Raw genomic sequence first — 25,863 nt, 5'->3', positions numbered from 1 at the left:
ATCGGTGCTGGTGGCGTCGATTCCGCCGCTGTAGACCACGGCTCTGGCGCACAGGTCTCCGTCGGCTCCGGTGTACCGACCGCATCCACGGGTGGCGCGATACCGGTCGCCGCGGCGATGCCCGTGTCGACCCCGATAAGTCCGGCAGCCGGCACCCCGTCCATCCCCGCGGGCCCGTTGCCCGCTTACGGCTCCGATCTGCGTCCTCCCGTCGTCGCCCCGCCGTCGGTGTCGGCGCCGACCACCCCAGTGTCTGGTGCACCAGTAGCACCGTCACCGTCAACGTCGCCCGCAGCCGGAAGCCCGTTGATGTCGACGGTCCAACGCACCGCCGCTGGCCAGGCTGGCGCAAGTGCGGCGACTCCCGCGAGCACATCGGCGTTGGCGGCGACGACCGGCGCCATGGCTGGGGACGTTTCGAGCCGGACCGCTGAACAGCAGAGGCTCCAGCGCCTCGTCGACGCCGTAGCTCGGCAGGCTCCGGCCCTGTCCTGGGCCGCTGGCCTGCGTGACGACGGCACAACGCTATTGGTGAGCAACATCGGGTGCGGCTGGATCCCGCCGAACGTGAAGATCCCCGTCGGGGTTAACCGACTGCTGGAGCCGGCGCTCCGCCGGACAGACGCGAGCGCGGTCGATCTGCTGGGTGTCGTCACTGCTGCAGCGGTGCACAAACCCGATGGATTCATCAGCAAGCCGGGACCCGACGATCCAGCCCTTACTGGCGACCGCGTGGCGCGCGCGGGGCCAGAGGTGTGTGAGCTCGGCCCCGCGCTGGTGGAGGCCGTACGGCGACGTGACGGCCTGCCGCGGATCGCCCAGACTCTCGCGCGAGCCGCGACCCGAGCAACCGGAGTCACCGAGAACGAGATCGACGTGTTGCAGCATGAGCAGCAGGTCGCCTGCCAGAAGGCGCTAGAGGACCCGCACGACTTGTCACGGGCGGCCGACTGGATGCTCCTAGCGGCGATCCATGCCCTTATCGAAGGACATGAATTCCTCGCGCACTACCACGTGGCTTGGTACGAAGCGATTTCGGCAAAATCGCGGTGACTACAAACAAAGCGACTGGCGCTCTACCATTCGATCCACGAGGACATGACTTGAGTGCTGCGGCAGATTGACTAGCCAGCGACACGTGAGGTTTGAGGTGCTTGCATGACGACGGGCGGGGGCCCCATAAAGGTGAGCCCAGCGGACTTCGCTGGGATCGCCGGGGCGCCACAGTCACCACCGCCAATAATGCCGAACGGTCTGCCGCCGGGAACCGGTGCACCCGCTGATGTCGCCCAAGCCGCCCTCGCTGCCGCCGGCAATCTCGGTGTGCCCGCCGACCAGGCTGCTAGCGTTCAGGGCGACACGGATCGTCGGGCGCACGCGCTCGACGCCGCCCAGAAGTTCCCGGCGAACGAGGCCGAATCCTCGCAGCAGTTCCAGCAGCTGACGCAGATGGTCCAGCAAATGGCGTCAGGCATCGCGGGCGCGATCAGCGGGGCGCTCGGCGGCGTCATGCAGCCGCTCACCCAGGTTCCGCAGCAGGCGATGCAGGCCGCCGAGAGTGCTATCCAGCCGCTGATGGGAGCGGCGAAGGGCGGCGGAGCGGCGGAAGCTGCCCTGACCGGCATGTCGGGTGAGGGGGCCGTGCTGGACGGTGCCACCGAGGGCGGGGGCGAGTCCGGCGGCGGCAGAGCACCGGTGCTGGCGGTGGCACGACGCCGACCGGCTATCTGGGCCCGCCGCCCGTGCCGTCGTCGTCGCCTCCAACGACACCCGCGGGGGCGGCGATGAAACCGGTAGCCGTGACACAGACCGGTGGGACGCCGACGCCCACGGGCCCGATGGGCATGACTGGCATGCCGATGATGCCCGGTGCCATGGGTGCCGGCGCTGAAAGCGGCAATAAGGACAAGCCGGCCGAAAAGCGGGTGACCGTCCCGGGTATCCCCAACGGCCAGCCGGTCAAAGGCCGACTGACCGCACCGCCAAGCGTTCCGGTCGCGAAATCTGAGGGCAAACCGCCCGTCGTCGCCAGGCCGAACCGGCGGATCGTGATCGTGCCTACGGACGAAGAGCCGCCGCAGGAGTAGCCGCCACGCCCGACCTACGTGAAGCGATCAGGGCACCGTCGGCCACAGAAAATGGAGATTTTAGGCCGCTGCGCGCCGAATCGTATCCGGGATCTAATTCGCTCGATCCGCGCGAGGGAGGCCAATGATCGCCGCTAACACTGCTTTCGAAGTGAGTGGTCCGGCGGTGCCTGAGGCAGTAATGTCATCGCCGTGTGGCCATTATCGAAGCGCCGCCGGGTTTTGGGTTCGCTGAGGTTGGCGTGGGCGACATAAGTGCTACCGAAAACCTCTGGGGCACAGCGGCTATTGCAGGATTTGCGAACGTGCTGCGGATTCAGATGTCGACCAATCGACGCCCGGCTGCCATTTGTGCCGAAAGTTATGGGAGTTGTGCCTGAGGTGTCCGGAGCGGATGCAGTGCGCCCGGACGCGGGGTCGGATAAGGCATTAGTCGACCAGGTTCTGGCCGATTTGAAGACGAATTTCGAGAAGTGGGAGGCGGTTCTGGCCGCCCAGGAGTCGGTGACCTTTACCGCCGACGTGGGTGACGTTTATGCGGTGTGCAATTCTGACGGCCGGCTCACTGGCCTGTCCTTGGCCCCGCATGTGATGGCGTCGTACACCTGCCGGGAGCTGATGGATCGGCTCAATATGGTGTTCGAGGCATTGCGTGAAGAAGCGCAGGCTGATTTCGATCAGAATTACGGTGGGGGAATCGTTGAGTGATCCCGTGACGATGCGGGCGCTGGCGGCCTTGTCACGTGGCCACAGCCTTTTCGTCGGTCCGGTCGCCGGCGACGGTGTCGGCGACGTCTCCGCACGGGTACACGCGCGCGCCGACGGGATGCGACGGCCGGTGCACGCAACCGGGTGGCCGACAAGGGCGGCGGCCCGGTCGCGGACCTCTGCAGAAAGCCTTCGCCGGCTGGCCGAGACCGACGGGGCTTTGGGCGGCATCCTGGCGAGAGCGCGGGCCGACCGCGCGGATGCGAGGGCCGCGACGCGAGTGAACCTGGACGCCGCGGTAACCGATGCCATGCCCGCAGCCGATACGCCGATGGGCCGACGCGAGGCGATGGCTCGAATGGCTGCGCGGTTGCGCACGCAGCACGGCCACATCGTGCGATCGCACGCACGGGCGAGGCTATTAGCGCTGCGGCTGCGGCGACTGCGCTACCTACGCTCACACCCCTTCGCGGGGCGCGGCCACGTCAGAGGCGGAAGCACCGCGGTTCGGGCAGCGATCCGTAAAGCCCTGGATATCAAGGGCATTCAGGACCCCGCCGCGCGCGCCCGGTGGGAGCGCGGCATGGACCTGGCGGCCCGCCGCGAGTCGAACTACGACGCATACGCCGAAAACGATTGGGACTTCAACGCTGCCAGAGGCACTCCAAGTAGGGGGGCCTGGCAGTTCATCGGTCCGACGTTCGCCACCTATCATGAGCCGGGCACATCGGCGAACATTCATGACCTGGTAGCCCAGGCATGCGCCTTCATCAACTACGCCCGGGCTCGCTACGGCGTCGCCACCGATGCGTCGGATCTGGCCGATCGAATCCAGCAGGCCGATCCACGCCGCGGACCGAGGGGTTATTGACCAATGCCACTGAGTTTGTCCAACCGCGATCAGAATTCGGGCCATCTGTTTTACAACCGGCGGCTCCGGGCGGCGACGACCCGCTTCTCGGTGCGAATGAAACACGACGACCGCAAACAGACCGCGGCCTTAGCCCTGTCGGTGGTATTGGTCGCGATCGCCTCGGGCTGGATGGTGCTGTTGAATGTGCTCAAACCCAGTGGTGTGGTTGGGGATTCGGCGATCATCGGAGATCGCGAGTCAGGCGCGATTTACGCGCGCATCGACGGCCGCCTGTATCCGGCTCTGAATCTGACTTCTGCGCGGCTGGCAACGGGCACCGCCGGGCAGCCAACCTGGGTGAAGCCGCCCGAGATCGCCAAGTATCCAACCGGCCCGCTGGTCGGCATTCCGGGTGCGCCGGCAGCGATGCCGGTCAACCGGGGCGCCGCGTCGGCATGGGCAGTGTGCGACACGGCGGGCAGGCCGCGCACCGCGGACAAGCCGGTGGTGACTTCCATTGCGGGCCAGCTCATAGGCGGCCGAGCGATGCCGATGGCCAAGGACGCCGGGCTGCTGGTGACGTTTGAGGGCGCCACTTATGTGATATGGGGCGGCAAGCGTTCCCAGGTCGATCCCACTGACCGTGCGGTGACCTTGAGCCTGGGGCTCGACCCGGGAGTGACGGTGCCAGTGGAGATTTCGCGGGCTCTCTTCGACGGGCTGCCCGCCACCGAGCCGCTCCGCGTGCCCAAGGTGCCCGAGGCGGGTACTCCCTCGAAGTTAGTGCCGGGCTCGCAGGTGGGCGCGGTGCTGCAAAACCAAACGGCCGGCGGGGGAAGCCAGTTCTACGTGTTGCTGGCCGACGGCGTGCAAAAGGTGGGGGGCTTCGTGGCCGATCTGCTCCGCAGCGCCAACTCCTACGGTTCGGCGACGCCACGGACGGTGACGCCGGACGTGCTGGTCAACATTCCCGAGGTGAATTCCCTGGCGGTGGACTATTACCCTTCCGGGCGGTTGAATTTCATTGACTCTGCCGCTAATCCGACAACGTGCGTGGGGTGGGAGAAGGCGTCGACCGATCCGCAGGCCCGAGTCGCCATCTACAACGGGCGCGGGCTACCGGTTCCGTCGTCGATGGACAATCGGATCGTGCGGCTCGTCCGCGACGATCGCGACCCGGCGTCCGTCGTGGCCAATCAGGTGCTGGTCTTGCCGGGTGCCGCGAACTTCGTGACGTCGACGAGCGGCGTGGTCACCAGCGACTCACGGGAATCGCTGTTCTGGGTGGCGGACAACGGCGTGCGGTTCGGTATCGCCTCCGACGATTCGACGCTGCGTGCGCTGGGCCTGGATCCGGCGATGGCGGTGCAGGCGCCGTGGCCGCTGCTGCGGACTTTTGCCGTGGGACCGGCGCTGTCGCAGCAGGCCGCGCTGGTGGCGCGCGACACGGTGCCCGCGCTCGGACAGGCGACCGTGCTGACGACGTCGGCAAGGGCGGGAGGTTAAACGTGTCAAAGAGGGCGTTTCCGATCAACCGCATCAGGATCCACCCGCCGAAACCCGTTCGGGTGGCGCCGAATGCGCCGATAGCGTTGCCCGAACGCGAGCCGCGCAACATCTGGGTGATGATTGGGGTGCCAGCGCTGATCGTCGCGCTGATCGGTACGATCGTCATGCTCTACGTCTCAGGGGTGCGCAGCCTGTCCACGGGCTTCTTCCCGCTGATGGGAATCGGCGCGTTCAGCATGCTGGCGTTCTCCGGCCGGCTTGGGCGGGCACGCAAAATCACGTGGGGGGAGTTGGAAAAGGGGCGTCGCCGGTACCTGCGCGACCTCGACGGCAACCGCGACGAGATTCAGACGGCGGTGTGCGCGCAGCGCAATTGGCAGCAAGCGGTGCATTCCGATCCGCGCGGTCTGGGCGCCATCATCGGCGGACCGCGGATGTGGGAGCGGGGACGCGCCGACGTGGACTTCCTGGAGGTGCGGCTGGGCACGGGCGTCCAGCACGCGCCGGATTCGGTGTTGTCGGTGACCTGGCCCGACATCGCCTCCGACGAAGAGCTGGAGCCCGTCACCGGCCAGGCTCTGCGCGATTTCATCCTGGAGCAGCGCAAGATTCGCGATATCGCCAAGGTGATGAACCTGCGATCGGCTCCGGGATTCAGCGTCGTCGGCGAGGATCTCAACCGGGTGCGGTCACTGATGCGTTCGGTGCTGTGTTCGCTGGCGGTGTTCCACAACCCTCGCGATGTCAAGATGATGGTGGTCACCCGCAACCCCGAGTTGTGGTCGTGGATGGTCTGGCTGCCGCACAACCTGCACGACGAGCTTTTCGACGCGTGCGGGTGGCGGCGGCTGATTTTTGCCACGCCCGAGGAGCTGGAGCAGGCGCTGGGCGCCGAGCTGCACATGAAGGGTAAGCGTGGCCAGTGGATGCCGCTGGCGCCGGCCAGCCCGACCACGATCGGATCGGCCCTGGAGACGGGCCAACCCAGTACCGGGGCCGATCTGGGGCCGCACTGGGTGATCGTGGACGACAACACGGGCAGCCCCGAGGCCTGGGAGAGCGTCGTCGGGCAAGTCGGCAAGGCCGGAATCACGGTGCTGCGCATCGCCTCCCGGGCCGGCGTTGGCGTCGGGTTCGAGAAGGACCAGCTCTACGAGATGAGCGAGCGGCACACCGCGGCGGCCGACGGCTCAACCAACGGTGCCGCCAAGGTCGCGCTGAACGGCGACGGTGTCGAGGACGTCGAGCGCCGTCCGGCACCTCTTCTGCGCGCCGGCGGCAAGTTCTTCGCCCACGCCGATCAGCTCTCAATCCCGCGCGCCTACCGGTATGCGCGGACGATGGCGCGGTGGTCGCCGACAAGCAGCTCCGAGATCGCCGATTCCGCCAGTGGAGCCGCAGAGCTGTTGCGCGCGTTAGGAATCAGCGACCCGCGCGACCTGGATGTCGACCGCCTGTGGACCGAGCGGCGTGGCCGCGCCGACGAACGGTGGTGCGAGATCCCGGTGGGGGCCAAGCCCAATGGTGACCTGCAGAACGTCATCATTCGCGCAAAGGACTTCGGCGGCTTCGGTTTCCACTCGGTGGTCATCGGTACCAGCGGCTCGGGCAAGTCGGAGTTCTTCCTGTCGCTGGTTTACGGCATCGCGCTCACGCATTCACCCGAGACGTTCAACGTCATCTTCGTCGACATGAAATTCGAGTCGGCGGCCCAGGACATCCTGGGCATCCCGCACGTGGTGGCCGCCCTGTCGAACCTCGGCAAAGACGAGCGGCATCTGGCCGAGCGGATGCGTAGGGTCATCGACGGTGAAATCAAGCAGCGTTACGAGCTTTTCACGTCGGTGGGCGCCCGCGACGCCAACGACTACGAGGAGATCCGCCTTGCCGGACGCGATCTCCCCCCGGTACCGGTGCTGCTGGTCATCGTCGACGAATATCTCGAGCTATTCGCCAACCACGACAAGTGGATCAACCTGATCATTCACATCGGCCAGGAGGGCCGCGGCGCCAACGTCTTCTTCATGCTGGGCGGCCAACGGCTCGACCTGTCATCCCTGCAAAAGGTCAAGTCCAACATCGCATTCCGGATCGCTCTACGTGCCGAATCGGGTGATGACAGCCGTGAGGTGATCGGCACCGACGCCGCCTACCACCTGCCCTCGAAAGAAAACGGTTTCGCGCTGCTGAAGGTGGGCCCGCGTGACCTGGAACCGTTCCGCTGCTTCTACCTGTCCGCGCCGTTCATCGTGCCGAAGAGGGCCGAAGCGGTCAGGACCGTCGACATGACATTGACGCGGCCCCGGCTCTACAACTGGCAATACCAGCCGTTGGACGAGGCCGACGCCGCGGCGTTGGAAGCCGCTTCGGCGGCCGACGAGGAACCCGACGAATTCCTTTTGCACGAAGACGGTTTCAAGAAAAAGAAGATCGTCGATGTGCTGCGCGAGTCACTGCACCAGGTGCCGCACCGGGCACCGCGCCGGCCGTGGCTGGAACCACTCGAGAACCCGGAACCCGTCGATGCCGTAGTGGCCGGGTGGCGGGGCAAGCCGTGGCACGTCGACTACGGTCGCAACCCGAGTCTGGTGTTCCCGGTGGGCATCGTGGACATCCCCGAGGAATCCAAACAGGTCGTGCATTCCATCGACGCGTTGCGCAGCAACATCATCGTCGTGGGGGCCAAGCAGCGCGGCAAGACGACCACGCTGATGACGCTGATGTGCTCGGCGGCAATGATGTACACCCCGTCGCGGGTGACGTTCTTCTGCGTCGGCGGGGCGACCATGGCCCAGATCGGGTCGCTGCCGCACATCGCCGACATCGTGTCGCCGAAGGACACCGAGGGCATCGAGCGGATCTTGAGCAGCATGGACGCGTTGATCGATGCTCGCGAGGACGCATTCCGCCGCGCCAACATCGATCTCGACGGTTTCCGCGAGCGGCGGTTCGGGCCCGGCAGCGACGGGCTGGGCGGGACCGACCCGAATGACCCGTTCGGCGACGTCTTCGTCGTGGTCGACGACTACGACGATCTCTACACGAAAGACATGGTGCTGGGCGACCGCATCATCTCGCTGAGCAGCCGCGGTCCGGAATACGGGGTGCACGTGATGTGCAGCGCGGGCGGCTGGATTCACGGGCAGCGGCAGAAGCTATTGCAGAATGCCACCGCGCGAATCCAATTGCGGCTGGCCGAGCCGGGGGAGAGCCAGATGGGGCAGACGGCGATCGAGTCGCGCGAGGCGGCCCGTCGAACCTTGGACCGCCCCGGGTTCGGCCTGACGGACTCGCTGCATGAATTGTTGGTCGGCCTTCCCATGGTGGTCGATCCGGCCACTCGCACGCTGGTGGACACCCCGGGCGTTGGTGCCCGCGTGGCCGAGGTCGCCGGGGTCACCAAGCACGCGGTCCTGCAGCGGCTGCCGGAACGCGTTGAGCTCAAAGCGATCCTGGCGGCCCACGCCGCCGGACGAGGCCCGGCTGACGAGCTGTCGATCGCGTTCGCGATAGGCGAGCGCCATCAGTTGGGTCCGGTTCCGCTCCGGCTGCGCGAGAGCCCGGGCCTGATGATTCTGGGTCGGCAAGGCAGCGGCAAGAGCCTGTCGCTGGTCGCCATCGGCGAGGCGGTGATGAGTCGGTTCGGCCCGGAGGAGGCCCAACTCACGCTGATCGACCCCAAGGCTGCTCCGCACGGGTTGCGCGACTTGCACGCCCCCGGTTACGTGCGTGCCTACGCCTATGACCAAGACGAGATCGACCGGGTCGTCACCGAGCTGGCCCAGGAGATCCTGCTGCCCCGGCTGCCACCCAAAGGGTTGAGCCAGGAGGAGTTGCGTGCGCTCAAGCCGTGGGAAGGGACTCGGCATTTCGTCCTCATCGACGACGTCCAAGACCTGCGGCCGGCGCAGGCGCAGAGTTACCCGGCGACGGCGCCGGTCGGGGCAGCGCTGTGGATGCTGATGGAACGTGCGCGCCAGATCGGTCTGCATGTGTTCACCACGCGCAACAGCACCAACTGGGCGACGCTCCAAATGGACCCGTGGTGGCGCTATCAAACATCCGCGAGGGTCGCGCAGCTTTACATGGACAACGATCCGCAAAACAAGATCAACCGGCTTCTTCGCGCCCAAGCGCTGCCGCCGGGACGCGGATTGTTGGTAACGGACGACGCCGACGTCGAGGGGATTTTGATCGGTTTACCGTCCACGATCGCCGGGGAATAGTGCGGCGGGTTCCGGCGGCTGTGACAACCCGCGAATCACAGTCCGGCGAATCGCTCCTTGACCGCTTCCTCGGTCAACCCGTAATCCGCCAGTGAATACGTGTGTTTGGGGGCACGCTCGCCGGCCTGGCTGTCGGCATGACTCTTTTCCATGGCCGCCCGCGCCTCGTCGGTCAGCGTCAGGCCGAAGTGCCGGTAGATGTCGGCCACGGTGCCCATCGGATCGGAGATCAGGGCGCGATAGTCGACGTCGTAGAACTGGGCAGGGTCGTACCTGGCTCGTGCGGTGTTGAATCGTTCCAAACCGCGCGACCACGTTTCCATTGCGTCAGCACCGATTTGGGCGCCGACGAAAGTCGTCGACCATCCCTCCGCGGTGTGCTGCGCCAGCGAGCACATCGAGGCCATGATCGTCTCGACGGGCCGGTGGGTTTGAATGACCAGCGCGTCCGGATAGGTCGCCATCAAGGCGTCCAGCGCGAAGAGGTGGCTGGGGTTCTTCAGCACCCAGCGCTTGTCGGCGTCGTTGAGTCCGATCAGCTGGAGGTTCTTGCGGTGCCGGCGATACGACGGCGTCCAGTCCTGCTGCGACAACCACTTCGAGTAGCTCGGCAGGTGCGACAGGGTCTCGTAGGACACCGAATGCAGCGACTGCCGCAGCAGCTGCCAGCACTCCTCCAGCTCGTATGCGGCCATGAAGTGCAGTCCGGTATAGCCGGGGTTTTCCTCGTGATGCCGCGTGAATTGGGCATCGAGCTGGCGATACAGCGGGTGAGATTCCCAGGTTTCGCGGGGCGGGCGGGGCTGCGGGAACTCCGCCAGCCACATGTGCAGGCCCTGATGTGCCGGGTCGGCGCCGAGCAGTCGGTGTAGCGCGGTGGTGCCGGTGCGCACCAGCCCCGTGACGAAGATCGGCCGTTCGATCGCGACGTCGGCGTGCTGCGGGTATTGCTTCCACGAGGATTCGGACAGCAACCGGGCCACCAGCGCGCCGCGCAGGAAGAACCGATTCATCTTGCTGCCCAACACGGTTAGCCCCGCCTCGCTGCGGTAGGACTCCAGCAACACCCCCAGCGCCTCGCGGTAGTTGTCGTCGTCGGTGCCGAAGTCGTCGAGGCCGGTCAGCTTGGTGGCCGAGGCATGCAGTTCGTCGACGGTGGCTACATCTTTCCGATCAGAACGTCGGTCCATCAGGTGTGGTACTCCCCGCAGTTGACGTCCAGCGTCTGCCCGGTGATGCCACTGGACAGGTCGCTGGCCAGGAAAAGGATCGCCGAAGCCACCTCGTCCTCGGTGGGCAGCCGCTTGAGGTCGGAGTTCGCGGCGGTGGCCTGATATATCTGATCCGCGGTGGTGCCGTACTTGCCGGCCTGATGTTCGAAGTAAGCCTTCAGCGTCTCGCCCCAGATATACCCTGGCGCAACGGAATTGACGCGAATGCCCTTCGCGCCGAGCTCGGTGGCCAGCGACTGCGACATCGCCAGCAGCGCGGACTTGGCCATCTTGTACGCGCCGTACTTCGCTTGCGAGTGCCGCAGCACCATCGAGTTGACGTTGACGATCGATCCGTGCGACTCCTCGAGCGCCGGCGTGAAGGCCTGGATGAGGCGCAACGCCCCGAGCGCGCTCAGCTCGATCGCATCGCGGATGTGCTGAAACGACGTGCCCGCCAGGGGTTTCATCGACGGCACCCGGAACGCGTTGTTGATCAGCACGTCGACCTTGCCGTAGCTCGCCATGGTGGTCTCGACGAGGTAGTCGACCTCCTCGTCGCTGGTGATGTCGGCGCGAACCGCCAACGCCTTGTGCCCGGTGTCGTTGATTTCCTTGGCGACGGCTTCCAGCCGGTCCAGGCTGCGTGCCACCAGCACCAGGTCGGCACCGTCACGCGCGCACCGGTGCGCCAGCGTGGTACCGAGCCCCGGCCCGACGCCACTGATGACGACGACCTTTCGCTTGAGCATTCCGGACATCGTCACCCCAGCATCCTGGCCGCAATTTGCTGTTGACGCAAGGCGATTCGCGCGCGCCATTGGTCCTCGGAAATTTTGTTGTGGTCGAAATACGGCAGTGCGGCCGGTACCGCGTCGAAGTCGACCAGCTCGACGGTGGGCCCGTCGGCCTCGGTAAGCCCGCGGGACACCCGCTGCCAGCGGAACTGCACGTAGCCACGCCGGTGACCGAGCGTTTCCACCCAATTCGTCACGCCGGGGTTCTGATCGGCGACGACGACGCGGACCTTGCCGTCCGGATCCGCTTGGGCCTGGGTGTTGTTCAGCGAGGTCTGATGGTTGATGTAGTCCAGCGAGATGTACCAAAGGCTGCCCAGCTGGAAGCCGAGATAGGGAGCGTCGGAGACCGGGATCGTGATGACCAGCGCCTGATCGGGCCGCAGATCGAAATGCCCGGCCGAGGAATACTGCGTCGCCAGGCCGCCGGGCGTCAGCCGGGGCGCGACCATGGTGTTGACGGGGATGTTCAGATAGAACCACTGCGGAAACTGCAGCCACGTCTTCACCCGGTTCACCAGCTGCTTACCCGCTGTGGCGTAACGCTTTTCGAGCGTCTGCCGGGTCAGGGGCGGCGGCGCCGTGCCCGCGGTGTCCATCCGGGAGATGGTCAGCGTGCCCCGCTGGGCCGACCAGTCGCCGTACACCTCGCGGATCACCAGCTGCCCGGGGCTGGTCGGTCGCACCCGCCACTCGAAGCTGCCGTCCGCGGCGATCTCGAGTTCCCGATCGTCGAACGCGGCCTGGCTGGCGGGCACGTTGTCGTCGGTGTACTCACCGCCGAGCAGCTGGAAGCTCAGGTCGGTGGTGGTCCCGCGCCGCCCGGTGACGACGTAGTCGTGCTCGGCCTGCACGCGGGTCCCGAAGTAGAGGGTGTCGGGGTTGTCCAGACCCATCTTGGTGAATGGCCCGGTGCCCGATTGCAGGAACGGATGATCACGCTCGTAGTCGAACGCCAGGTGCATGCAGCCCGCGATACAGCCGGCCAGGTATTGCAATCCCTCGAGCAGGTCTGCTTCGGTCTCGATGAACGGCGCGGCGGCGACGAGCTGCTCGGCTTCGGCAATGGCGTCCGTAAGGGGGTTAGAGAACACGCCTAGACGCTAGAACGTGTTCTACTTTTTCGTCAATGGCGAACGTTGCCCCGCGTCGCCGACAGCATTTGGGGACGAGGCCCGCTCATCACGGCACGCACTGCTGGGACAGGTCGATCAGATGCTGCCGCACATCGGGATGCCGATTCAGGTAGTCGATGACGTTGCCGCCCCCGCCCTCCGCCTGAGACTTGGCCTGCAACTGCTGCTTCACGTCCGGATGCCGGGTGAGGTAGGAATCGATGGATTGACCCACGGTCTGATCGCATGGGGGATCGGCGCTGGCCAGCGGCAACGCGATCAGCACCGATGCGGTGGCGGTCAGCAGACCGCCGGCGACCAGGCCGTACAGCCCGCGCCGCAGAGGTCTGACACTTTGCACGGTCATCGGATTGCTCCTTTGCACTGACGTCGCAATCAACACTACCCGCGGCGGGCCCGGCCGAACCGGTTCGCTCCTGGCGCCCGAAGCTGGCCGCCTGGCCATTTCGACGGCTAATTCGCCATGGAAAAGCCGCAAAGGCTAGTTGGCCCGGGCTTCGGGTTCCGGCGCTTCGGCCGGCGGTAGCTCCATAGCCAGCCTCTCCCCAGACTCCGGCGCTTCGGCTGCCTTGGGTTTGATTGCCGAGATCTCTGCGGCCGGTCCCGCCGCCGCCTGTGTGGTCGCCAGAGGTGTGGCGGCGACCGGAACCGCTGCCCCTTCGACTTCCGGTGCCGGCGCTTCTTCCACCGGCGGCGCAGCGGGCGTCGCGGTTTCCTCCGCGGCCTTCGTGGTGGGGACCGGGATGCCCGTCCCGGGACCTGTAGTCGCGGAAGCCGAGGAGTTCATCGCCGCGGACGCCATCATCATCGCGCCCATACCGCCGGCTCCGATCATGCCGGGGTTCATGCCGCCGACATTCATGGCGCCGACGTTCGCCGCGCCAACGTCTCCGGTGCCCAGGTAGGTGCCGCCCGTACCCGCAGCAGTGAGGCCGGCATCGGCATCGGTGGCCGGGGCGGCGCCGGCGTAGCTGTTGTCCATACCTCCGCTGCTCGCCGCGGCGCCGGCGTTGACGATTCCGGCGCCGCCGCTGCCGCCGCCCACGTTCGCGTTGGCCTGAGTGCCACCGCCACCGCCACCCGCGCCACCCGCGCCGGCGACGGCAGCGGTGCCGCCCGCGGGATTCGAGTTGCCGCCGATGCCCCCGAGGCCGGGGAGGCTGGGGATGGTCGGCAGGCTGGCCTGCCCCGACAGCAGTTGCCCGGCCGCCGCCGAGGCGCCGCCGTGATAGCCCACCATCGCCGCCACGTCCTGGGCCCACATCTCGGCGTAGTTGAATTCGGTCTCCGCGATCGCCGGCCAGTTTTGGCCGAACAGGTTGCTCATCACCAACTGAACCAAGCCGTTGCGGTTGGCTTCCACCGCCAGCGGATGCACCGTCGCCGCCACTGCACTCTCAAAGGCGCTGACGACCGCCTGGGCTTGGGCCGCCGCCCCGGCCGCCTGGGACGCCGCCGCATTCAACCACCCGGCATACGGAGCCGCCGCCGCCGCCATCGCCTGCGCAGCGGCGCCCTGCCACGCCTGGCTGGCCAAGTTCGACGTGACCGACGCGAACGATTGGGCCGCCGACCCCAACTCGGCTGCCAGCCCGTTCCACGCCGCCGCGGCCTCGAGCATCGGACCCGAACCGGCACCCGAGTACATCAGCAGCGAATTGATCTCCGGCGGCAACGTAAAGAAAGTCATCGAATCCCCTAGCGACACATGCGATCGATCTAACGCTAAGCCAAACCCGAGGGACAATCACTGCGTTCCATCAGATTCAAAGCATTCTAAGACGAGGCTCGCGCGCACTGGACCACCGCGTGCTGACGCCGCTACGCGGCTACCCTTGCGGGTGTGCCGCCCCCGCCGTCCATCGTCGACGCCGGCGTCAATGCGTTACGGCGGCGCCGCTGTCTTGCTCGCGCTTGATTTCCAAAGCGATGTCGATGAGTTGGTCTTCCTGGCCGCCGATGAGCTTGCGCTGACCGGCCCGGTGCAGCAGCGCCGCCGCCGGCACGCCGTAGCGTTCGGCCTGACGCACGGCGTGCTTGAGGAAGCTGGAGTAAACCCCGGAGTACCCCATGATCAAGGCATTGCGGTCGAGCAGGCATTCGGCGGGCATGGCCGGGCGCACGACGTCCTCTGCGGCATCGGCGATGTCGAAGAAGTCGATGCCGGTCTTGACGCCGATCTTGTCGAACACCCCGATCAGCGCCTCGACGGGCGCGTTACCCGCACCGGCCCCGAAGCGGCGGCAGGAGCCGTCGATCTGCTTGGCGCCGGCACGGACGGCCTCGACCGAGTTGGCCACCCCCAGCCCGAGGTTTTCGTGGCCGTGAAATCCGACCTGGGCGTCGTCACCGAGTTCGGCGACGAGCGCCGCCACCCTGTCGCGCACGCCTTCGAGGACCAGCGCCCCGGCGGAATCGACCACATAGACGCACTGGCAGCCGGCGTCGGCCATGATCCGCGCCTGCTGCGCGAGCTTCTCCGGGGGAATGGTGTGGGCCATCATCAAAAACCCGACGGTTTCCAGGCCCAACTCGCGGGCCAGCCCGAAGTGCTGGATGGAGACATCGGCCTCGGTGCAGTGGGTGGCGATGCGGCAGATCGACCCGCCGTTGTTCTGGGCCTCCTTGATGTCCTCCTTGGTGCCCACCCCCGGCAGCATCAAGAAAGCGATCTTGGCGTCCTTGGCCGTCTCGGCCGCGAGCTTGATCAGCTCCTGCTCGGGCGTTTTGGAGAAGCCGTAGTTGAAGCTCGACCCGCCGAGCCCGTCGCCGTGGGTCACCTCGATGACCGGCACGCCCGCGGCGTCCAAGGCCGCCACGATGGCCCCGACCTCGTCCTTGGTGAACTGGTGGCGCTTGTGGTGGGAGCCGTCCCGCAGGGACGTGTCGGTCATCCGGACGTCCCAGATCGGGTTGAAGAAGATGTCCGTAGTCATGCCTGCATACCTCCCGCCGTCGCGGATAAGGATTCCTTGGCGATCTCCTCGCCGACCTTGGTGGCCGCGGCGGTCATGATGTCGAGGTTGCCCGCGTAGGGGGGCAGGTAATCGCCGGCGCCCTCGACTTCGACGAAGGTGGTCACCAGGGCGTGGCCGCCGGAGTTGAGCGACGGGTCGTCGAACTGCGGCTCGTTGAGTAGCCGGTAGCCCGGCACGTAGGTCTGCACCTCGGCCGCGACGTCGTGGATGGACTTGGCGATCGCCTCGCGGTCGGCGTCCTCGGGGATCGCGCAAAAGATGGTGTCGCGCATGATCATTGGCGGGTCGGCCGGGTTCAGGATGATGATGGCCTTGCCGCGCTCGGCGCCGCCGATGGTCTCGACGCCCTTGCTGGTGGTCTTGGTGAATTCGTCGATGTTGGCCCTCGTGCCCGGTCCCGCCGAGACCGACGCCACCGAGGCAACGATCTCGGCGTAGGGCACCCCCACGACACGAGACACCGCGTACACGATCGGGATGGTCGCCTGCCCGCCGCAGGTGATCATGTTGACGTTCGGCGCGTCCAGATGATCGCGCAGGTTCGCCGGCGGGATCACCGCCGGGCCCACCGCGGCCGGTGTCAGGTCGATGGCCCGGATCCCCGCGGCCGCGTATTTCGGCGCCGCGTCCCTGTGCACGTAGGCGCTGGTCGCCTCGAACACCAAATCGGGCTTCTCCGACCGGGCCAGCAGCCAGTCGACCCCTTCGTGCGTGGTCTCCAGACCCAACTTGCGGGCCCGCGCCAGGCCCTCGCTCTCCGGGTCGATGCCCACCATCCAGCGCGGCTCGAGCCAGTCCGATCGGAGGAGTTTGTACAGCAGGTCGGTGCTGATATTTCCCGACCCGACAATGGCGACACTCGCCTTGGACGGCATGATGCTCCTTGTTTTTGGACTAATTCAAAAATAATCCGACACTATTCGAAGGACAACCGCACGGAACCCAGTCCCGAGAAGTCGGCGACGAATTCGTCGTCGGCGTGTGCGTCTATCGCTCGCGTGCAAGACCCGGGTAAAACGATGTCCCCTTTTTTCAGCCGCACCCCGAAGCTTTCCACCTTGCGGGCCAACCACGCGACCGCGGTGACCGGGTTGCCCAACACGGCGTCGCTGCGGCCCTCGGCGATCACCTCGCCGTTGCGGGTCAGCACCGCGTCGATCGCCTTGACGTCGATGTCGGCCGGCGACACCCGCGCCTCACCCAGCACGAAGCCGGCCGACGAGGCGTTGTCGGCGATGGTGTCGCACAACGCGATCTTCCAGTCGGTGATCCTGGTGTCGATCAGCTCGATCGAGGGCGCCAGGGCTCCGGTGGCCGCCAGCACGTCGTCCTCGGTGCACCCCGCGCCCGGCAGGTCCGCGGACAGGATGAAACCCACCTCGACCTCGACCCGCGGATAGAGGTAACGGCCGGCCTTGACCGGGGTGTCCTCGAACACCTGCATCTCGTCGAGCAGGTGGCCGTAATCCGGCTCGTCGACGCCCATCATCTGCTGCATCGCCAACGACGACAGGCCCACCTTGTGGCCGAGCACCCGGGCGCCTTCGGCCACCCGCTGGCGGATATTGATCAACTGAATTTCGTAGGCGTCGACGACGTCTATTTCCGGGTATCGGGCGGTCAGCGGGGCGATGGGCTCACGGCTGCGCTCGGCTTGCGCCAGGTCGGCGGCCAACTCGTCGCGGATCGCAACACTGAGCATTTACCGAAGTCCCCTCGTTCTCGTGACCGGGCCGGTAGCGCCCAACCCGGGCAATTCTATAACGTGTTCTACATGACAGCGCAGGAGTACGACGTCGTCGTGGTCGGGAGCGGCGGAGCCGGCATGGTGGCCGCCCTTACCGCCGCGCACCGCGGCCTTTCGACCGTAGTCATCGAGAAGGCCGCGCATTTCGGCGGCTCCACCGCGCGGTCCGGGGGCGGGGTGTGGATCCCCAACAACGAGGTGCTCGAGCGCGACGGCGTGCGGGACACCCCCGAGGCCGCCCGCACCTACCTGCACGGCATCATCGGCGACATCGTGGAGCCGGAGCGCATCGACGCCTACCTCGACCGCGGCCCCGAGATGCTGTCCTTCGTGCTGAAGCACACGCCTTTGAAGATGTGCTGGGTGCCCCGCTACTCCGACTACTACCCCGAGGCGCCCGGCGGCCGCGCGGGGGGCCGGTCGATCGAGCCCAAGCCGTTCGACGCCCGCAAGCTGGGCGCTGACGAAGCCGGGCTGGAGCCCGCCTACGGCAAGGTTCCGCTCAATGTGGTTGTGATGCAACAGGATTACGTGCGCCTCAACCAGCTCAAGCGACACCCGCGGGGTGTGGCGCGCAGCCTGAAGGTCGGCGCGCGCACGATGTGGGCCAGGGCGACCGGCAAGAGCCTGGTCGGCATGGGCCGCGCGCTGATCGGGCCGTTGCGGATCGGGTTGCAGCGCGCCGGCGTCCCGGTCGTGCTCAACACCGCGCTCACCGACCTCTACGTCGAGGACGGCGGGGTGCGCGGGGTCTACGTTCGCGACACCGGTGCGCCCGAAGCAGAACAAGCATCCGCTGAGCCACGCCTCATCCGGGCGAGGCGCGGCGTGATCCTCGCCAGCGGTGGGTTCGAGCACAACGAGCAGATGCGGGTGAAGTACCAGCGCGCGCCCATCACCACGGAGTGGACCGTCGGCGCCAAGGCGAATACCGGCGACGGGATCGTCGCCGGCGAGAAGCTGGGCGCAGCATTGGAGTTGATGGAGGACGCCTGGTGGGGCCCGACGGTGCCGTTGGTGGGGGCGCCATGGTTCGCCCTGTCGGAGCGCAATTCGCCGGGTTCGATCATCGTCAACATGTCGGGCAAGCGGTTCATGAACGAGTCGATGCCCTACGTCGAGGCCTGTCACCACATGTACGGCGGCGAGTACGGCCAGGGACCGGGGCCGGGCGAGAACATCCCGGCGTGGCTGGTGTTCAGCCAGCAGTACCGCGACCGCTATATCTTCGCGGGACTGCAACCGGGACAACGGATTCCACGCAAGTGGCTGGACTCGGGCGTGATCGTGCAGGCCGATACCCTTTCGCAGCTGGCCGAGAAGGCCGGCCTGCCGGGTGATGAGTTGGCGGCCACCGTGCAGCGCTTCAACGGCTTCGCGCGCTCGGGCGTCGACGAGGACTACCACCGCGGTGAAAGCGCCTATGACCGCTACTACGGCGACCCCACCAACAAGCCGAATCCCAACCTCGGCGAGATCAGCCACCCGCCCTACTACGCCGCCAAGATGGTGCCCGGAGACCTGGGCACCAAGGGCGGCATCCGCACCGACGTGCACGGCCGGGCGCTGCGCGACGACGGCAGCCTCATCGAGGGCCTTTACGCCGCGGGCAATGTCAGCGCCCCGGTGATGGGCCACACCTACCCCGGCCCGGGCGGCACCATCGGTCCGGCGATGACCTTCGGGTACCTGGCGGCACTGCACATCGCGGGGGCTAACTGACATGCCGATCGACGTAGAAGTCGCGCTGGCCGCGGAGCTGGAGCCCATCGAATTCTCTTGGGTGAGCAGCGATATTCAGCTCTACCACCTTGGGCTGGGTGCGGGTGCCGACCCCATGGATCCCCGCGAGTTGCGGTACCTGGTGGACGACACCCCGCAGGTGCTGCCGACGTTCGGCAACGTCGCGGCCTCCTTCCACATGACCAGGCCGCCGACCGTGCAATTTCCCGGTATCGACATCGAGCTGAGCAGGGTGCTGCACGCCAGCGAACGGATCGAGGTGCCCGGCCCGCTGCCACCGTCGGGTTCGGCCAAGGCCGTCACCCGGTTCACCGACATTTGGGACAAGGGCAAGGCCGCGGTGATCTGGAGCGAGACGACCGTCAGCGCCCCGGACGGCACCCCGCTGTGGACGCAGCGGCGGTCGATCTTCGCCCGCGGCGAAGGCGGGTTCGGCGGCGAGCGCGGGCCGTCATCGTCGGACGCGGCGCCGGACCGAGCCCCCGACCTGGAGGTCGACGTGCCGATCCTGCCGCAGCAGGCGCTGCTGTACCGGCTGTGCGGTGACCGCAACCCGCTGCATTCCGACCCCGAATTCGCCGCGGCCGCAGGCTTTCCCAGGCCGATCCTGCACGGCCTGTGCACCTACGGCATGACCTGCAAGGCGATCACCGACGCGCTGCTGGACGGCGACGCCGGGGCGGTCGCGGCCTACGGCGCGCGCTTCGCCGGGGTGGCCTACCCCGGTGAGACGCTCAAGGTCGGCATCTGGAAGGAGAACGGCCGGTTCCTGGCCGGCGTCGTCGCGCCGGCGCGCGAGAACGCCGTCGTGCTGAGCGGCGTGGAGCTGGTGCCGGTCTAGCCGCCCCCTTTCCCCGCCGAACGTCACGCCAGCGTGGCGATGGCCCGTGAGCGCAACGCTAGCGTGACGCTCGTCTGGCTAATGCGGCTCGAACGCGGCTAAGGATTTTCGCGGGCCGATCCCCCGCGACGACCCGGACCACGATCCAGCCCAAGCGCTCGAGCGTTTCACTTCGCCTGATATCCCACGTGTACTGCCAACGGTCCTTGCGGTGTTGCTCGCCGTCGTACTCGGCTGCGACTTTTACATCCTCCCAACCCATATCGAGGTAGTAAGTCAAGTCGTCAAACTCGGCGCTGACTGGAATTTGTGTTTGCGGCCTAGGCAAGCCGGCCCGTATTAGTAGCAGTCGAAGCCAGGTTTCCTTCGGGGACTGCGCGCCGGCATCCGCAAGACCGATCGCAGAACGGGCCGACTGGATTCCGCGTCGACCCGGACAACGATCGAAGAGCATCTCAACCTCAGCCACTTTGAGGTCGCTTACCCGTAACAGGTCGTCGATCGCTGGCACCGCGTCATTCGTTGGATACCAACATCCAAGGTCAAGAGCCGTCCGGGCGGGCGTTGTCACCGGTACGCCGTCGAACAGTGCGACCTCATCGTCTTCTACGCGGTCGCCGTGAACCCGCAGACCTGGTGACGGATTTCTGTTGCAGTGCAGAAGCTCGAGCGGCGTAGCAGCGTCCACCCACTCGGCGCCATATACCGCGGAGGCCGACAGCCCCGCGACTATACCTCGACGTCGCGACCACAGCCATCCTGCGCGGGCGCGAACGAGCGGAGTCAGCGCAGCACCCTGGCTGACATAGACGTCACGGAACAACTTGGTATACCGAGTCCGCAACGCGCTCTTGATGACCTCGCCGCTCGCGACGGCCTCGCTACCGATGAATGGCTCCACCATGCCGGCAGCGTTCCAAGAGTCGGATCGAGTGTCACGTCGGTGTGGGTTAGCCATCCACAGGCGTCACCCCAGCGTGACGCTCGACGCCGACGGCCACGCTAGCGTGACGCTCGGCGCGGGCGCTAGCCCAGGATCAAGCCCGACGTCGGGACGCCCGTCCCCGCGGTGACGAGAACGTGCTCGACGTCGGGAACAGGGTTCACCGAGGTGCCGCGCAATTGCCGCACGCCCTCGGCGATGCCGTTCATGCCATGGATGTAGGCCTCACCGAGTTGACCGCCATGGGTGTTGATGGGAAGCCGGCCGCCCACCTCGATGGCACCATCGGCGATGAAGTCCTTCGCCTCGCCCTTGCCGCAGAATCCCAACTCCTCCAACTGAATCAGGGTGAAGGGGGTGAAGTGGTCGTACAAGATCGCGGTCTGAATGTCGGCCGGCGAGAGCCCGGACTGCTCCCAGAGTTGCCGGCCCACCACGCCCATCTCGGGCAGGCCGAGCTCGGGCCGGTAGTAGCTCACCATCGTGTACTGGTCGGGGCTGGAGCCCTGCGACGCCGCCTCGATGATCGCCGGTCGCTGCTTGAGGTCACGCGCTCGCTCGGCCGACGTCACCACGATCGCGACCGCACCGTCGGTTTCCTGGCAGCAGTCCAGCAGCCGAAGCGGCTCGGCGATCCACCGCGAATTCTGGTGGTCCTCGATGGTGATCGGCTTTTCGTAGAAGTACGCCTTGGGGTTCTTGGCGGCGTGCTTGCGGTCGGCCACCGAGATCACCCCGAAGTCCCGGCTTGTCGCGCCGGACAGGTGCATGTAGCGCCGGGCGATCATAGCGACCTGCGCGGCCGGCGTTGAAAGCCCGTGCGGATACGAGAAGGCGTTGTCCGCCGTCGTCGAATCGGCCTGCGCCCCACCGTCTCCGGCCAACCGGCTCTGCACCTGGCCGAACCGCATGCCGGAGCGCTCGTTGAAGGCCCGGTATGCGACCACGACGTCGGCCACCCCGGTCGCGACGGCCATCGCGGCCTGCTGCACGGTCGCGCACGCCGCCCCGCCGCCGTAGTGGATCTTGGAGAAGAACTTCAGTTCCCCGATGCCGCACGCCCGCGCGACGGCGACCTCGGTGTTGCTGTCCATCGTGAACGTGGTCAGGCCGTCGACATCGGCCGGGCTCAGGCCGGCATCGTCCAGCGCGTCGAGCACCGCCTCGGCCGCCAGTCGCAGTTCGCTTCGACCGGAGTCCTTCGAGAAGTCGGTGGCCCCGATGCCGACGATGGCGGCTCGACCCGAAAGCATTACGCGTCCCCCATCGTCAGCGTCACCGTCGCGATGACGTGATCGCCAAGGCTGTTGCGGCCGAACACTTTCACCGTGATCGACCCGTCCTCCACGGCGGTCACCTCACCGGAGAACGTCACCGTGTCGTAGGCGTACCACGGCACCCCGAGCCGCAGCCCGATCGACTTGATCAGCGCCGACGGTCCGGCCCAGTCGGTGACGTAGCGCTGCACCAGCCCGGTGTCGGTGAGGATGTTGACGAAGATGTCCTTCGACCCCTTGGCCTGCGCGAGGTCACGGTCGTGGTGGACGTCCTGGAAGTCGCGGGTGGCCAGCGCCGTGGAGATGATGAACGTGGGGTCGCCATGCAGCTTCAACTCGGGCAACACCGTGCCCACTTCGATCACCGGCGCGCTCATGCGTCAGGCTCCCAGGCGTAGAGGGTCCATTCCGGCCCACTGTCTCCGGCCGGGAAGTCGATATAGGTTGCGCGCACGGGCATTCCGATCCGAACCTGGGCCGGGTCAACCCCTCTCAGCTCGCCCAGCATGCGCACGCCCTCATCGAGTTCCACCAAACCGATGACGAAGGGCGGCGTGCGACCGGGCACCTTGGGCGCGTGGTGCACCACGAAGCTGAACACCGTGCCGCGACCGCCGGCCACCACGTAGTCGATGGGCTCGGACTTGTCCTGCCACACCGCCGGCACCGGCGGGTGCTGCAGGCTGCCGTCCGGACGGCGCTGAATCCGCAGTTCGTGCGCCCTGACGCCCTCCCAGAAGAACGCGGTGTCCCGCGACGACGACGGACGCATCATGGCGTCGGGGTCGAGATCGTCGGGGATGGCGGGCCCGGGCGCTGCGGGCTTGAACTTGAGGATGCGCCAGTTCATTTCGGCGACGTCCTCGTCACCGACCCGCCAGGTGATGTGCTGGTTGATGAAGAACCCTTCACCCAGCGCGGTCTGCTTGGGCCCGACCACGTCTCCCATCTCCGACGCGACGCTGACCTGCTCGCCCGGCCGCAGGTAGCGGTGGTAGGTCTGCTCGCAGTTGGTGGCGACCACGCCGACGTAGCCGGCGTCGTCGAACAGCTTCATGATGGGGCCCATCGGGTCGTCCTTCGGACGTTCCCCGCCGAGGCCGAACATCGTCCACACCTGAATCATGGCCGGCGGCGCGACGATTCCGGGGTGTCCGACCGCGCGGGCCGCGGCCTCATCCACATAGATCGGGTTGCGGTCGCCGATGGCCTCGACCCAGTTGTTGATCATCGGCTGGTTCACCGGATCGCGGCCGGCGCGAGGCTTCGGATCGCCGGCCGCCTTGATCTCCGCGACGGCTTCCTGGATGTCCGTCATCGGGGCACCCTCGGCACTTTGAGGCCGGCGGCCGCGATCATTTCACGCATGACTTCGTTCACGCCTCCACCGAAGGTGATCACCAGGTTCCGCTTGGTTTGCGAGTCCAGCCAGTTGAGCAGCTCCGCGGTGTCCGGATCGGCTGGGTTACCGTACTTGCCGACGATCTCCTCGGCGAGCCGGCCGATGTACTGAATGCGCTCGGTTCCAAAGACTTTCGTGGACGCGGCGTCGGCCACGTTGATGTCCTCGCCGGCGGCGGCGACCTGCCAGTTCAGCAGCTCGTTGATCCGCCACATGGCGTGGATCTCGCCGAGCGCCCGCCTGACGTCGTGGTGATCGATCGGCGTGACGCCGTCGCTGCCCGGCTTGGATGCCCAGGCGTGCACCCGGTCGTAGATACCCGCGACGCGGCCGGCCGGGCCCAGCATCACCCGCTCGTTGTTGAGCTGGGTGGTGATCAGCCGCCATCCGCCGTTCTCCTCGCCGACCAGCATGTCGGCGGGCACCCGCACGTCGTTGTAGTAGGTGGCGTTGGTGTGATGCGCGCCATCGGACAGGATGATCGGCGTCCAGGAGTAGCCGGGGTCCTTGGTGTCGACGATGAGGATCGAAATCCCCTTGTGTTTAACGGCTTCCGGGTCGGTGCGGCAGGCCAGCCAGATGTAGTCGGCGTCGTGCGCGCCGGTGGTGAAGATCTTCTGGCCGTTGACGATGTACTCGTCGCCCTGGCGGACGGCCGTGGTCCGCAACGAGGCCAGGTCGGTGCCGGCCTCGGGCTCGGTGTAGCCGATCGCGAAGTGCACCTCGCCGGCCAGGATCGCCGGCAGGAACTTCTTCTTCTGCATCTCGCTGCCGAATTGCTGCAGAACGGGTCCGACCGTTTGCAACGTCACAGCGGGCAGTGGCACGTCAGCCCGATGCGCCTCGTTGACGAAAATCGACTGCTCGATCGGACCGAAGCCCAAGCCGCCGAACTCCGTTGGCCATCCGACGCCGAGCTTGCCGTCTTGGCCCATCCGGCGGATCACCGCGCGATAGGCCTCGTTGTGACGGTCCTGCTCCATCGCCTTCATCTCGTCGGACGAGATCAGGTTCGAAAAGTATTCGCGTAGTTCGGCTTGCAGCTGCCGCTGCTCCGGGGTCAGGTCTATGAACATTGCGCTCCCACCAGTTCATCTGGGTGGCGACCCGCCGCGCCCGGCTCCGCCGCGCTTGCGATCGCCACCAGATCGAGGCGATGAGAAGGGCCGCCCAGCAACCGGGACAGGTCCTTGATCGTCGAGTAGTACCGGTGCATGGGATACGTGATGTCCATGCCCATCCCGCCGTGCAGGTGGTGGCAGAGCTGCATCACCGGCGGCGCCTGCGAGGTGATCCAGTAGCCGAGGACATCCAGGTCGTCATCCGCGTCCAGGTCCTCCGACAGTCGCCACACGACAGACTTGGCGGCCAAATCGATAGTGCGCGAGGCGATGTAGATCTCGGACAGCTGCGCCGCCACGGTCTGGAAGGTGGACAGCGGCTTGCCGAACTGCTTCCGGTTGGCCACGTAGTCGGCGGTGAGGCGCAGCGCCCCGGCCACCAACCCGTCGACGTAGGCGCCGATCGCGGCCAGCGCCAGCTGGTTGACCTGGTGCGCCCCATTAGTCTCAGCGCCCGCCAACACGTCGGAATCACCTACCGCCACACCGTCGAACGTGACCGTGTATTCGTCCGAACCGTTCGACGTCGGAGTGCGCACCAAACGCACGCCGTCGGCCTTGGGCGACACCACCACGACCGCGCTGTCGGCGGTAACGATCACCCAATCCGCTTGTTCGGCATAGGGAACGGCGACCTTGGTGCCCGACAGCCGTCCGTCGCCGAAGGTGGTGGCGGGCCGGTCGGGCAGCGCCGCGCCGGGCTCGTTGAGCGCAGCGGTCAGCACACCGCCCTTGGCGACGCCGGCCAGGAAGCGGTCCTGTTGCTCCTCGGACGCGAGGTCGACCAGCGGCACCACGCCGAATCCCAGCGTGGCCAGCGCCGGCGTGATCGCGCCGTGGCGGCCGACCTCCGTGAGCACCGTGGCGACCTCGGGCAGACCCACGCCGTCGCCGCCGAGGCGTTCGGGCACGGGCAGCGCCGTGACGCCGCCGCTCACCAAAGCGTCCCAACCCAAGTCGCGGTCCAGCACCGACGTGGCCACGTCGGCGACGACCCGTTGCGTGGCGGTGAGGTCGAAGTCCATCGTCGTCGTTGTTGAATCCATCAATGTTTCACCGGGCATTTTCCGGTGTAGTCGACCTGCCAGTGCTTGATGCCGTTGAGCCAACCGGACCGCAGGCGTTCGGGTTTCGACAGTGGCTTGAGGTCGGGCATATGGTCGGCCACGGCGTTGAAGATCAGGCTGATCGTCATCTTGGCCAGGTTGGCGCCGATGCAGTAGTGCGCGCCGGTGCCGCCGAAACCGACGTGCGGGTTGGGGTCGCGAAGGATGTTGAAGGTGA

The 25,863-nt window shown here is 66.7% G+C and carries 21 protein-coding genes and 2 pseudogenes; 8 read left to right on the top strand and 15 right to left on the bottom strand.

What is annotated here, in order from left to right; translation table 11 throughout:
* Window positions 1-381 precede the first annotated feature (381 nt).
* From VMD50_RS23560 to eccCa, 6 genes and pseudogenes are all read left to right on the top strand, one after another.
* Window positions 382-1,053, top strand: coding sequence for a DUF5631 domain-containing protein (locus tag VMD50_RS23560; protein WP_325431268.1), 672 nt, complete (start codon window positions 382-384; stop codon window positions 1,051-1,053).
* Window positions 1,054-1,158: 105 nt separating this feature from the next.
* A pseudogene (locus VMD50_RS23555) lies at window positions 1,159-2,087 on the top strand (hypothetical protein).
* Between the two features lie 372 nt (window positions 2,088-2,459).
* Window positions 2,460-2,795, top strand: coding sequence for a DUF2710 family protein (locus tag VMD50_RS23550; protein WP_414686149.1), 336 nt, complete (start codon window positions 2,460-2,462; stop codon window positions 2,793-2,795).
* A 10-nt stretch (window positions 2,796-2,805) separates the two neighbouring features.
* The gene (locus VMD50_RS23545; RefSeq protein ID WP_325431276.1) at window positions 2,806-3,666 is read left to right on the top strand and encodes a transglycosylase; all 861 of its coding nucleotides are present in this window, start codon (window positions 2,806-2,808) and stop codon (window positions 3,664-3,666) included.
* A 3-nt stretch (window positions 3,667-3,669) separates the two neighbouring features.
* Window positions 3,670-5,154 carry a type VII secretion protein EccB gene (gene eccB / locus VMD50_RS23540; RefSeq protein WP_325431266.1) on the top strand — a complete coding sequence of 495 codons (1,485 nt, stop codon included), beginning with the start codon at window positions 3,670-3,672 and terminating at the stop codon, window positions 5,152-5,154.
* A gap of 2 nt (window positions 5,155-5,156) precedes the next feature.
* Window positions 5,157-9,383 (top strand): type VII secretion protein EccCa, encoded by a 4,227-nt coding sequence (eccCa, locus tag VMD50_RS23535; RefSeq protein ID WP_325431264.1) that lies wholly within the window; start codon window positions 5,157-5,159, stop codon window positions 9,381-9,383.
* A 35-nt stretch (window positions 9,384-9,418) separates the two neighbouring features.
* Here the strand turns inward: eccCa and VMD50_RS23530 are convergent, their stop codons facing one another.
* The 8 genes from VMD50_RS23530 to VMD50_RS23495 all read right to left on the bottom strand — a co-directional run bounded on the left by VMD50_RS23530 (window position 9,419) and on the right by VMD50_RS23495 (window position 17,207).
* Window positions 9,419-10,573: a sulfotransferase family protein gene (locus VMD50_RS23530; protein ID WP_325431262.1), complete on the bottom strand. Its 1,155-nt coding sequence runs from the start codon at window positions 10,571-10,573 to the stop codon at window positions 9,419-9,421.
* A complete protein-coding gene (locus tag VMD50_RS23525; protein ID WP_325431274.1) occupies window positions 10,573-11,355 on the bottom strand; it encodes an SDR family oxidoreductase in 783 nt (260 codons plus the stop codon). The genes VMD50_RS23530 and VMD50_RS23525 overlap by 1 nt, the downstream gene beginning before the upstream one ends.
* 2 nt (window positions 11,356-11,357) lie before the next feature.
* A complete protein-coding gene (locus VMD50_RS23520) occupies window positions 11,358-12,485 on the bottom strand; it encodes a hypothetical protein (protein WP_325431260.1) in 1,128 nt (375 codons plus the stop codon).
* 88 nt (window positions 12,486-12,573) lie between these two features.
* Window positions 12,574-12,873 carry a hypothetical protein gene (locus VMD50_RS23515; protein ID WP_325431258.1) on the bottom strand — a complete coding sequence of 100 codons (300 nt, stop codon included), beginning with the start codon at window positions 12,871-12,873 and terminating at the stop codon, window positions 12,574-12,576.
* 135 nt (window positions 12,874-13,008) lie between these two features.
* Window positions 13,009-14,217: a PPE family protein gene (locus VMD50_RS23510; RefSeq protein WP_325431256.1), complete on the bottom strand. Its 1,209-nt coding sequence runs from the start codon at window positions 14,215-14,217 to the stop codon at window positions 13,009-13,011.
* A 187-nt stretch (window positions 14,218-14,404) separates the two neighbouring features.
* Window positions 14,405-15,463, bottom strand: a complete 1,059-nt coding sequence (gene dmpG, locus VMD50_RS23505; protein ID WP_325431254.1) for a 4-hydroxy-2-oxovalerate aldolase — start codon at window positions 15,461-15,463, stop codon at window positions 14,405-14,407.
* Window positions 15,460-16,380 carry an acetaldehyde dehydrogenase (acetylating) gene (locus VMD50_RS23500; protein WP_325431252.1) on the bottom strand — a complete coding sequence of 307 codons (921 nt, stop codon included), beginning with the start codon at window positions 16,378-16,380 and terminating at the stop codon, window positions 15,460-15,462. The genes dmpG and VMD50_RS23500 overlap by 4 nt, the downstream gene beginning before the upstream one ends.
* 41 nt (window positions 16,381-16,421) lie before the next feature.
* On the bottom strand, window positions 16,422-17,207 hold the full coding sequence (locus tag VMD50_RS23495; RefSeq protein WP_325431249.1) for a 2-keto-4-pentenoate hydratase: 786 nt from the start codon (window positions 17,205-17,207) through the stop codon (window positions 16,422-16,424).
* A gap of 72 nt (window positions 17,208-17,279) precedes the next feature.
* Between VMD50_RS23495 and kstD the strand changes: the two genes are divergently transcribed.
* On the top strand, window positions 17,280-18,974 hold the full coding sequence (gene kstD / locus VMD50_RS23490; protein ID WP_325431247.1) for a 3-oxosteroid 1-dehydrogenase: 1,695 nt from the start codon (window positions 17,280-17,282) through the stop codon (window positions 18,972-18,974).
* A 1-nt stretch (window position 18,975) separates the two neighbouring features.
* Window positions 18,976-19,836 carry a MaoC family dehydratase gene (locus VMD50_RS23485; protein WP_325431245.1) on the top strand — a complete coding sequence of 287 codons (861 nt, stop codon included), beginning with the start codon at window positions 18,976-18,978 and terminating at the stop codon, window positions 19,834-19,836.
* 58 nt (window positions 19,837-19,894) lie between these two features.
* On the opposite strand, the gene VMD50_RS23480 is transcribed toward VMD50_RS23485, so the two are convergent.
* The 7 genes and pseudogenes from VMD50_RS23480 to VMD50_RS23450 all read right to left on the bottom strand — a co-directional run.
* A complete protein-coding gene (locus tag VMD50_RS23480; protein ID WP_325431243.1) occupies window positions 19,895-20,740 on the bottom strand; it encodes an endonuclease domain-containing protein in 846 nt (281 codons plus the stop codon).
* 122 nt (window positions 20,741-20,862) lie between these two features.
* A complete protein-coding gene (locus VMD50_RS23475) occupies window positions 20,863-22,032 on the bottom strand; it encodes a lipid-transfer protein (protein WP_325431241.1) in 1,170 nt (389 codons plus the stop codon).
* On the bottom strand, window positions 22,032-22,421 hold the full coding sequence (locus tag VMD50_RS23470) for a MaoC family dehydratase (RefSeq protein ID WP_325431272.1): 390 nt from the start codon (window positions 22,419-22,421) through the stop codon (window positions 22,032-22,034). The genes VMD50_RS23475 and VMD50_RS23470 overlap by 1 nt, the downstream gene beginning before the upstream one ends.
* Window positions 22,422-22,429: 8 nt before the next feature.
* On the bottom strand, window positions 22,430-23,374 hold the full coding sequence (locus VMD50_RS23465; protein ID WP_325431239.1) for a bifunctional MaoC family dehydratase N-terminal/OB-fold nucleic acid binding domain-containing protein: 945 nt from the start codon (window positions 23,372-23,374) through the stop codon (window positions 22,430-22,432).
* A complete protein-coding gene (gene fadE29 / locus VMD50_RS23460; RefSeq protein WP_325431237.1) occupies window positions 23,371-24,534 on the bottom strand; it encodes an acyl-CoA dehydrogenase FadE29 in 1,164 nt (387 codons plus the stop codon). Before fadE29 ends, VMD50_RS23465 begins: the two co-directional genes overlap by 4 nt.
* The gene (locus VMD50_RS23455) at window positions 24,525-25,604 is read right to left on the bottom strand and encodes an acyl-CoA dehydrogenase family protein (RefSeq protein WP_325431270.1); all 1,080 of its coding nucleotides are present in this window, start codon (window positions 25,602-25,604) and stop codon (window positions 24,525-24,527) included. The genes fadE29 and VMD50_RS23455 overlap by 10 nt, the downstream gene beginning before the upstream one ends.
* Window positions 25,605-25,624: 20 nt before the next feature.
* A pseudogene (locus VMD50_RS23450) lies at window positions 25,625-25,863 on the bottom strand (steroid C27-monooxygenase); the annotation flags it as partial.

The organism is Mycobacterium sp., from assembly GCF_035506235.1.
In the GTDB taxonomy this organism is placed as follows: Bacteria; Actinomycetota; Actinomycetes; order Mycobacteriales; family Mycobacteriaceae; genus Mycobacterium.
This window is presented reverse-complemented; position numbering and strand designations above follow the sequence as displayed.

Coding starts and splice junctions, on each gene's coding strand:
- VMD50_RS23545 (WP_325431276.1), top strand. CDS start 2,806: ATGCGGGCGCTGGCGGCCTTGTCACGTGGCCACAGCCTTTTCGTCGGT.
- eccB (WP_325431266.1), top strand. CDS start 3,670: ATGCCACTGAGTTTGTCCAACCGCGATCAGAATTCGGGCCATCTGTTT.
- VMD50_RS23530 (WP_325431262.1), bottom strand. CDS start 10,573: ATGGACCGACGTTCTGATCGGAAAGATGTAGCCACCGTCGACGAACTG.
- VMD50_RS23525 (WP_325431274.1), bottom strand. CDS start 11,355: ATGTCCGGAATGCTCAAGCGAAAGGTCGTCGTCATCAGTGGCGTCGGG.
- VMD50_RS23515 (WP_325431258.1), bottom strand. CDS start 12,873: ATGACCGTGCAAAGTGTCAGACCTCTGCGGCGCGGGCTGTACGGCCTG.
- VMD50_RS23510 (WP_325431256.1), bottom strand. CDS start 14,217: ATGACTTTCTTTACGTTGCCGCCGGAGATCAATTCGCTGCTGATGTAC.
- dmpG (WP_325431254.1), bottom strand. CDS start 15,463: ATGACTACGGACATCTTCTTCAACCCGATCTGGGACGTCCGGATGACC.
- VMD50_RS23500 (WP_325431252.1), bottom strand. CDS start 16,380: ATGCCGTCCAAGGCGAGTGTCGCCATTGTCGGGTCGGGAAATATCAGC.
- VMD50_RS23495 (WP_325431249.1), bottom strand. CDS start 17,207: ATGCTCAGTGTTGCGATCCGCGACGAGTTGGCCGCCGACCTGGCGCAA.
- kstD (WP_325431247.1), top strand. CDS start 17,280: ATGACAGCGCAGGAGTACGACGTCGTCGTGGTCGGGAGCGGCGGAGCC.
- VMD50_RS23485 (WP_325431245.1), top strand. CDS start 18,976: ATGCCGATCGACGTAGAAGTCGCGCTGGCCGCGGAGCTGGAGCCCATC.
- VMD50_RS23480 (WP_325431243.1), bottom strand. CDS start 20,740: ATGGTGGAGCCATTCATCGGTAGCGAGGCCGTCGCGAGCGGCGAGGTC.
- VMD50_RS23475 (WP_325431241.1), bottom strand. CDS start 22,032: ATGCTTTCGGGTCGAGCCGCCATCGTCGGCATCGGGGCCACCGACTTC.
- VMD50_RS23465 (WP_325431239.1), bottom strand. CDS start 23,374: ATGACGGACATCCAGGAAGCCGTCGCGGAGATCAAGGCGGCCGGCGAT.
- fadE29 (WP_325431237.1), bottom strand. CDS start 24,534: ATGTTCATAGACCTGACCCCGGAGCAGCGGCAGCTGCAAGCCGAACTA.
- VMD50_RS23455 (WP_325431270.1), bottom strand. CDS start 25,604: ATGGACTTCGACCTCACCGCCACGCAACGGGTCGTCGCCGACGTGGCC.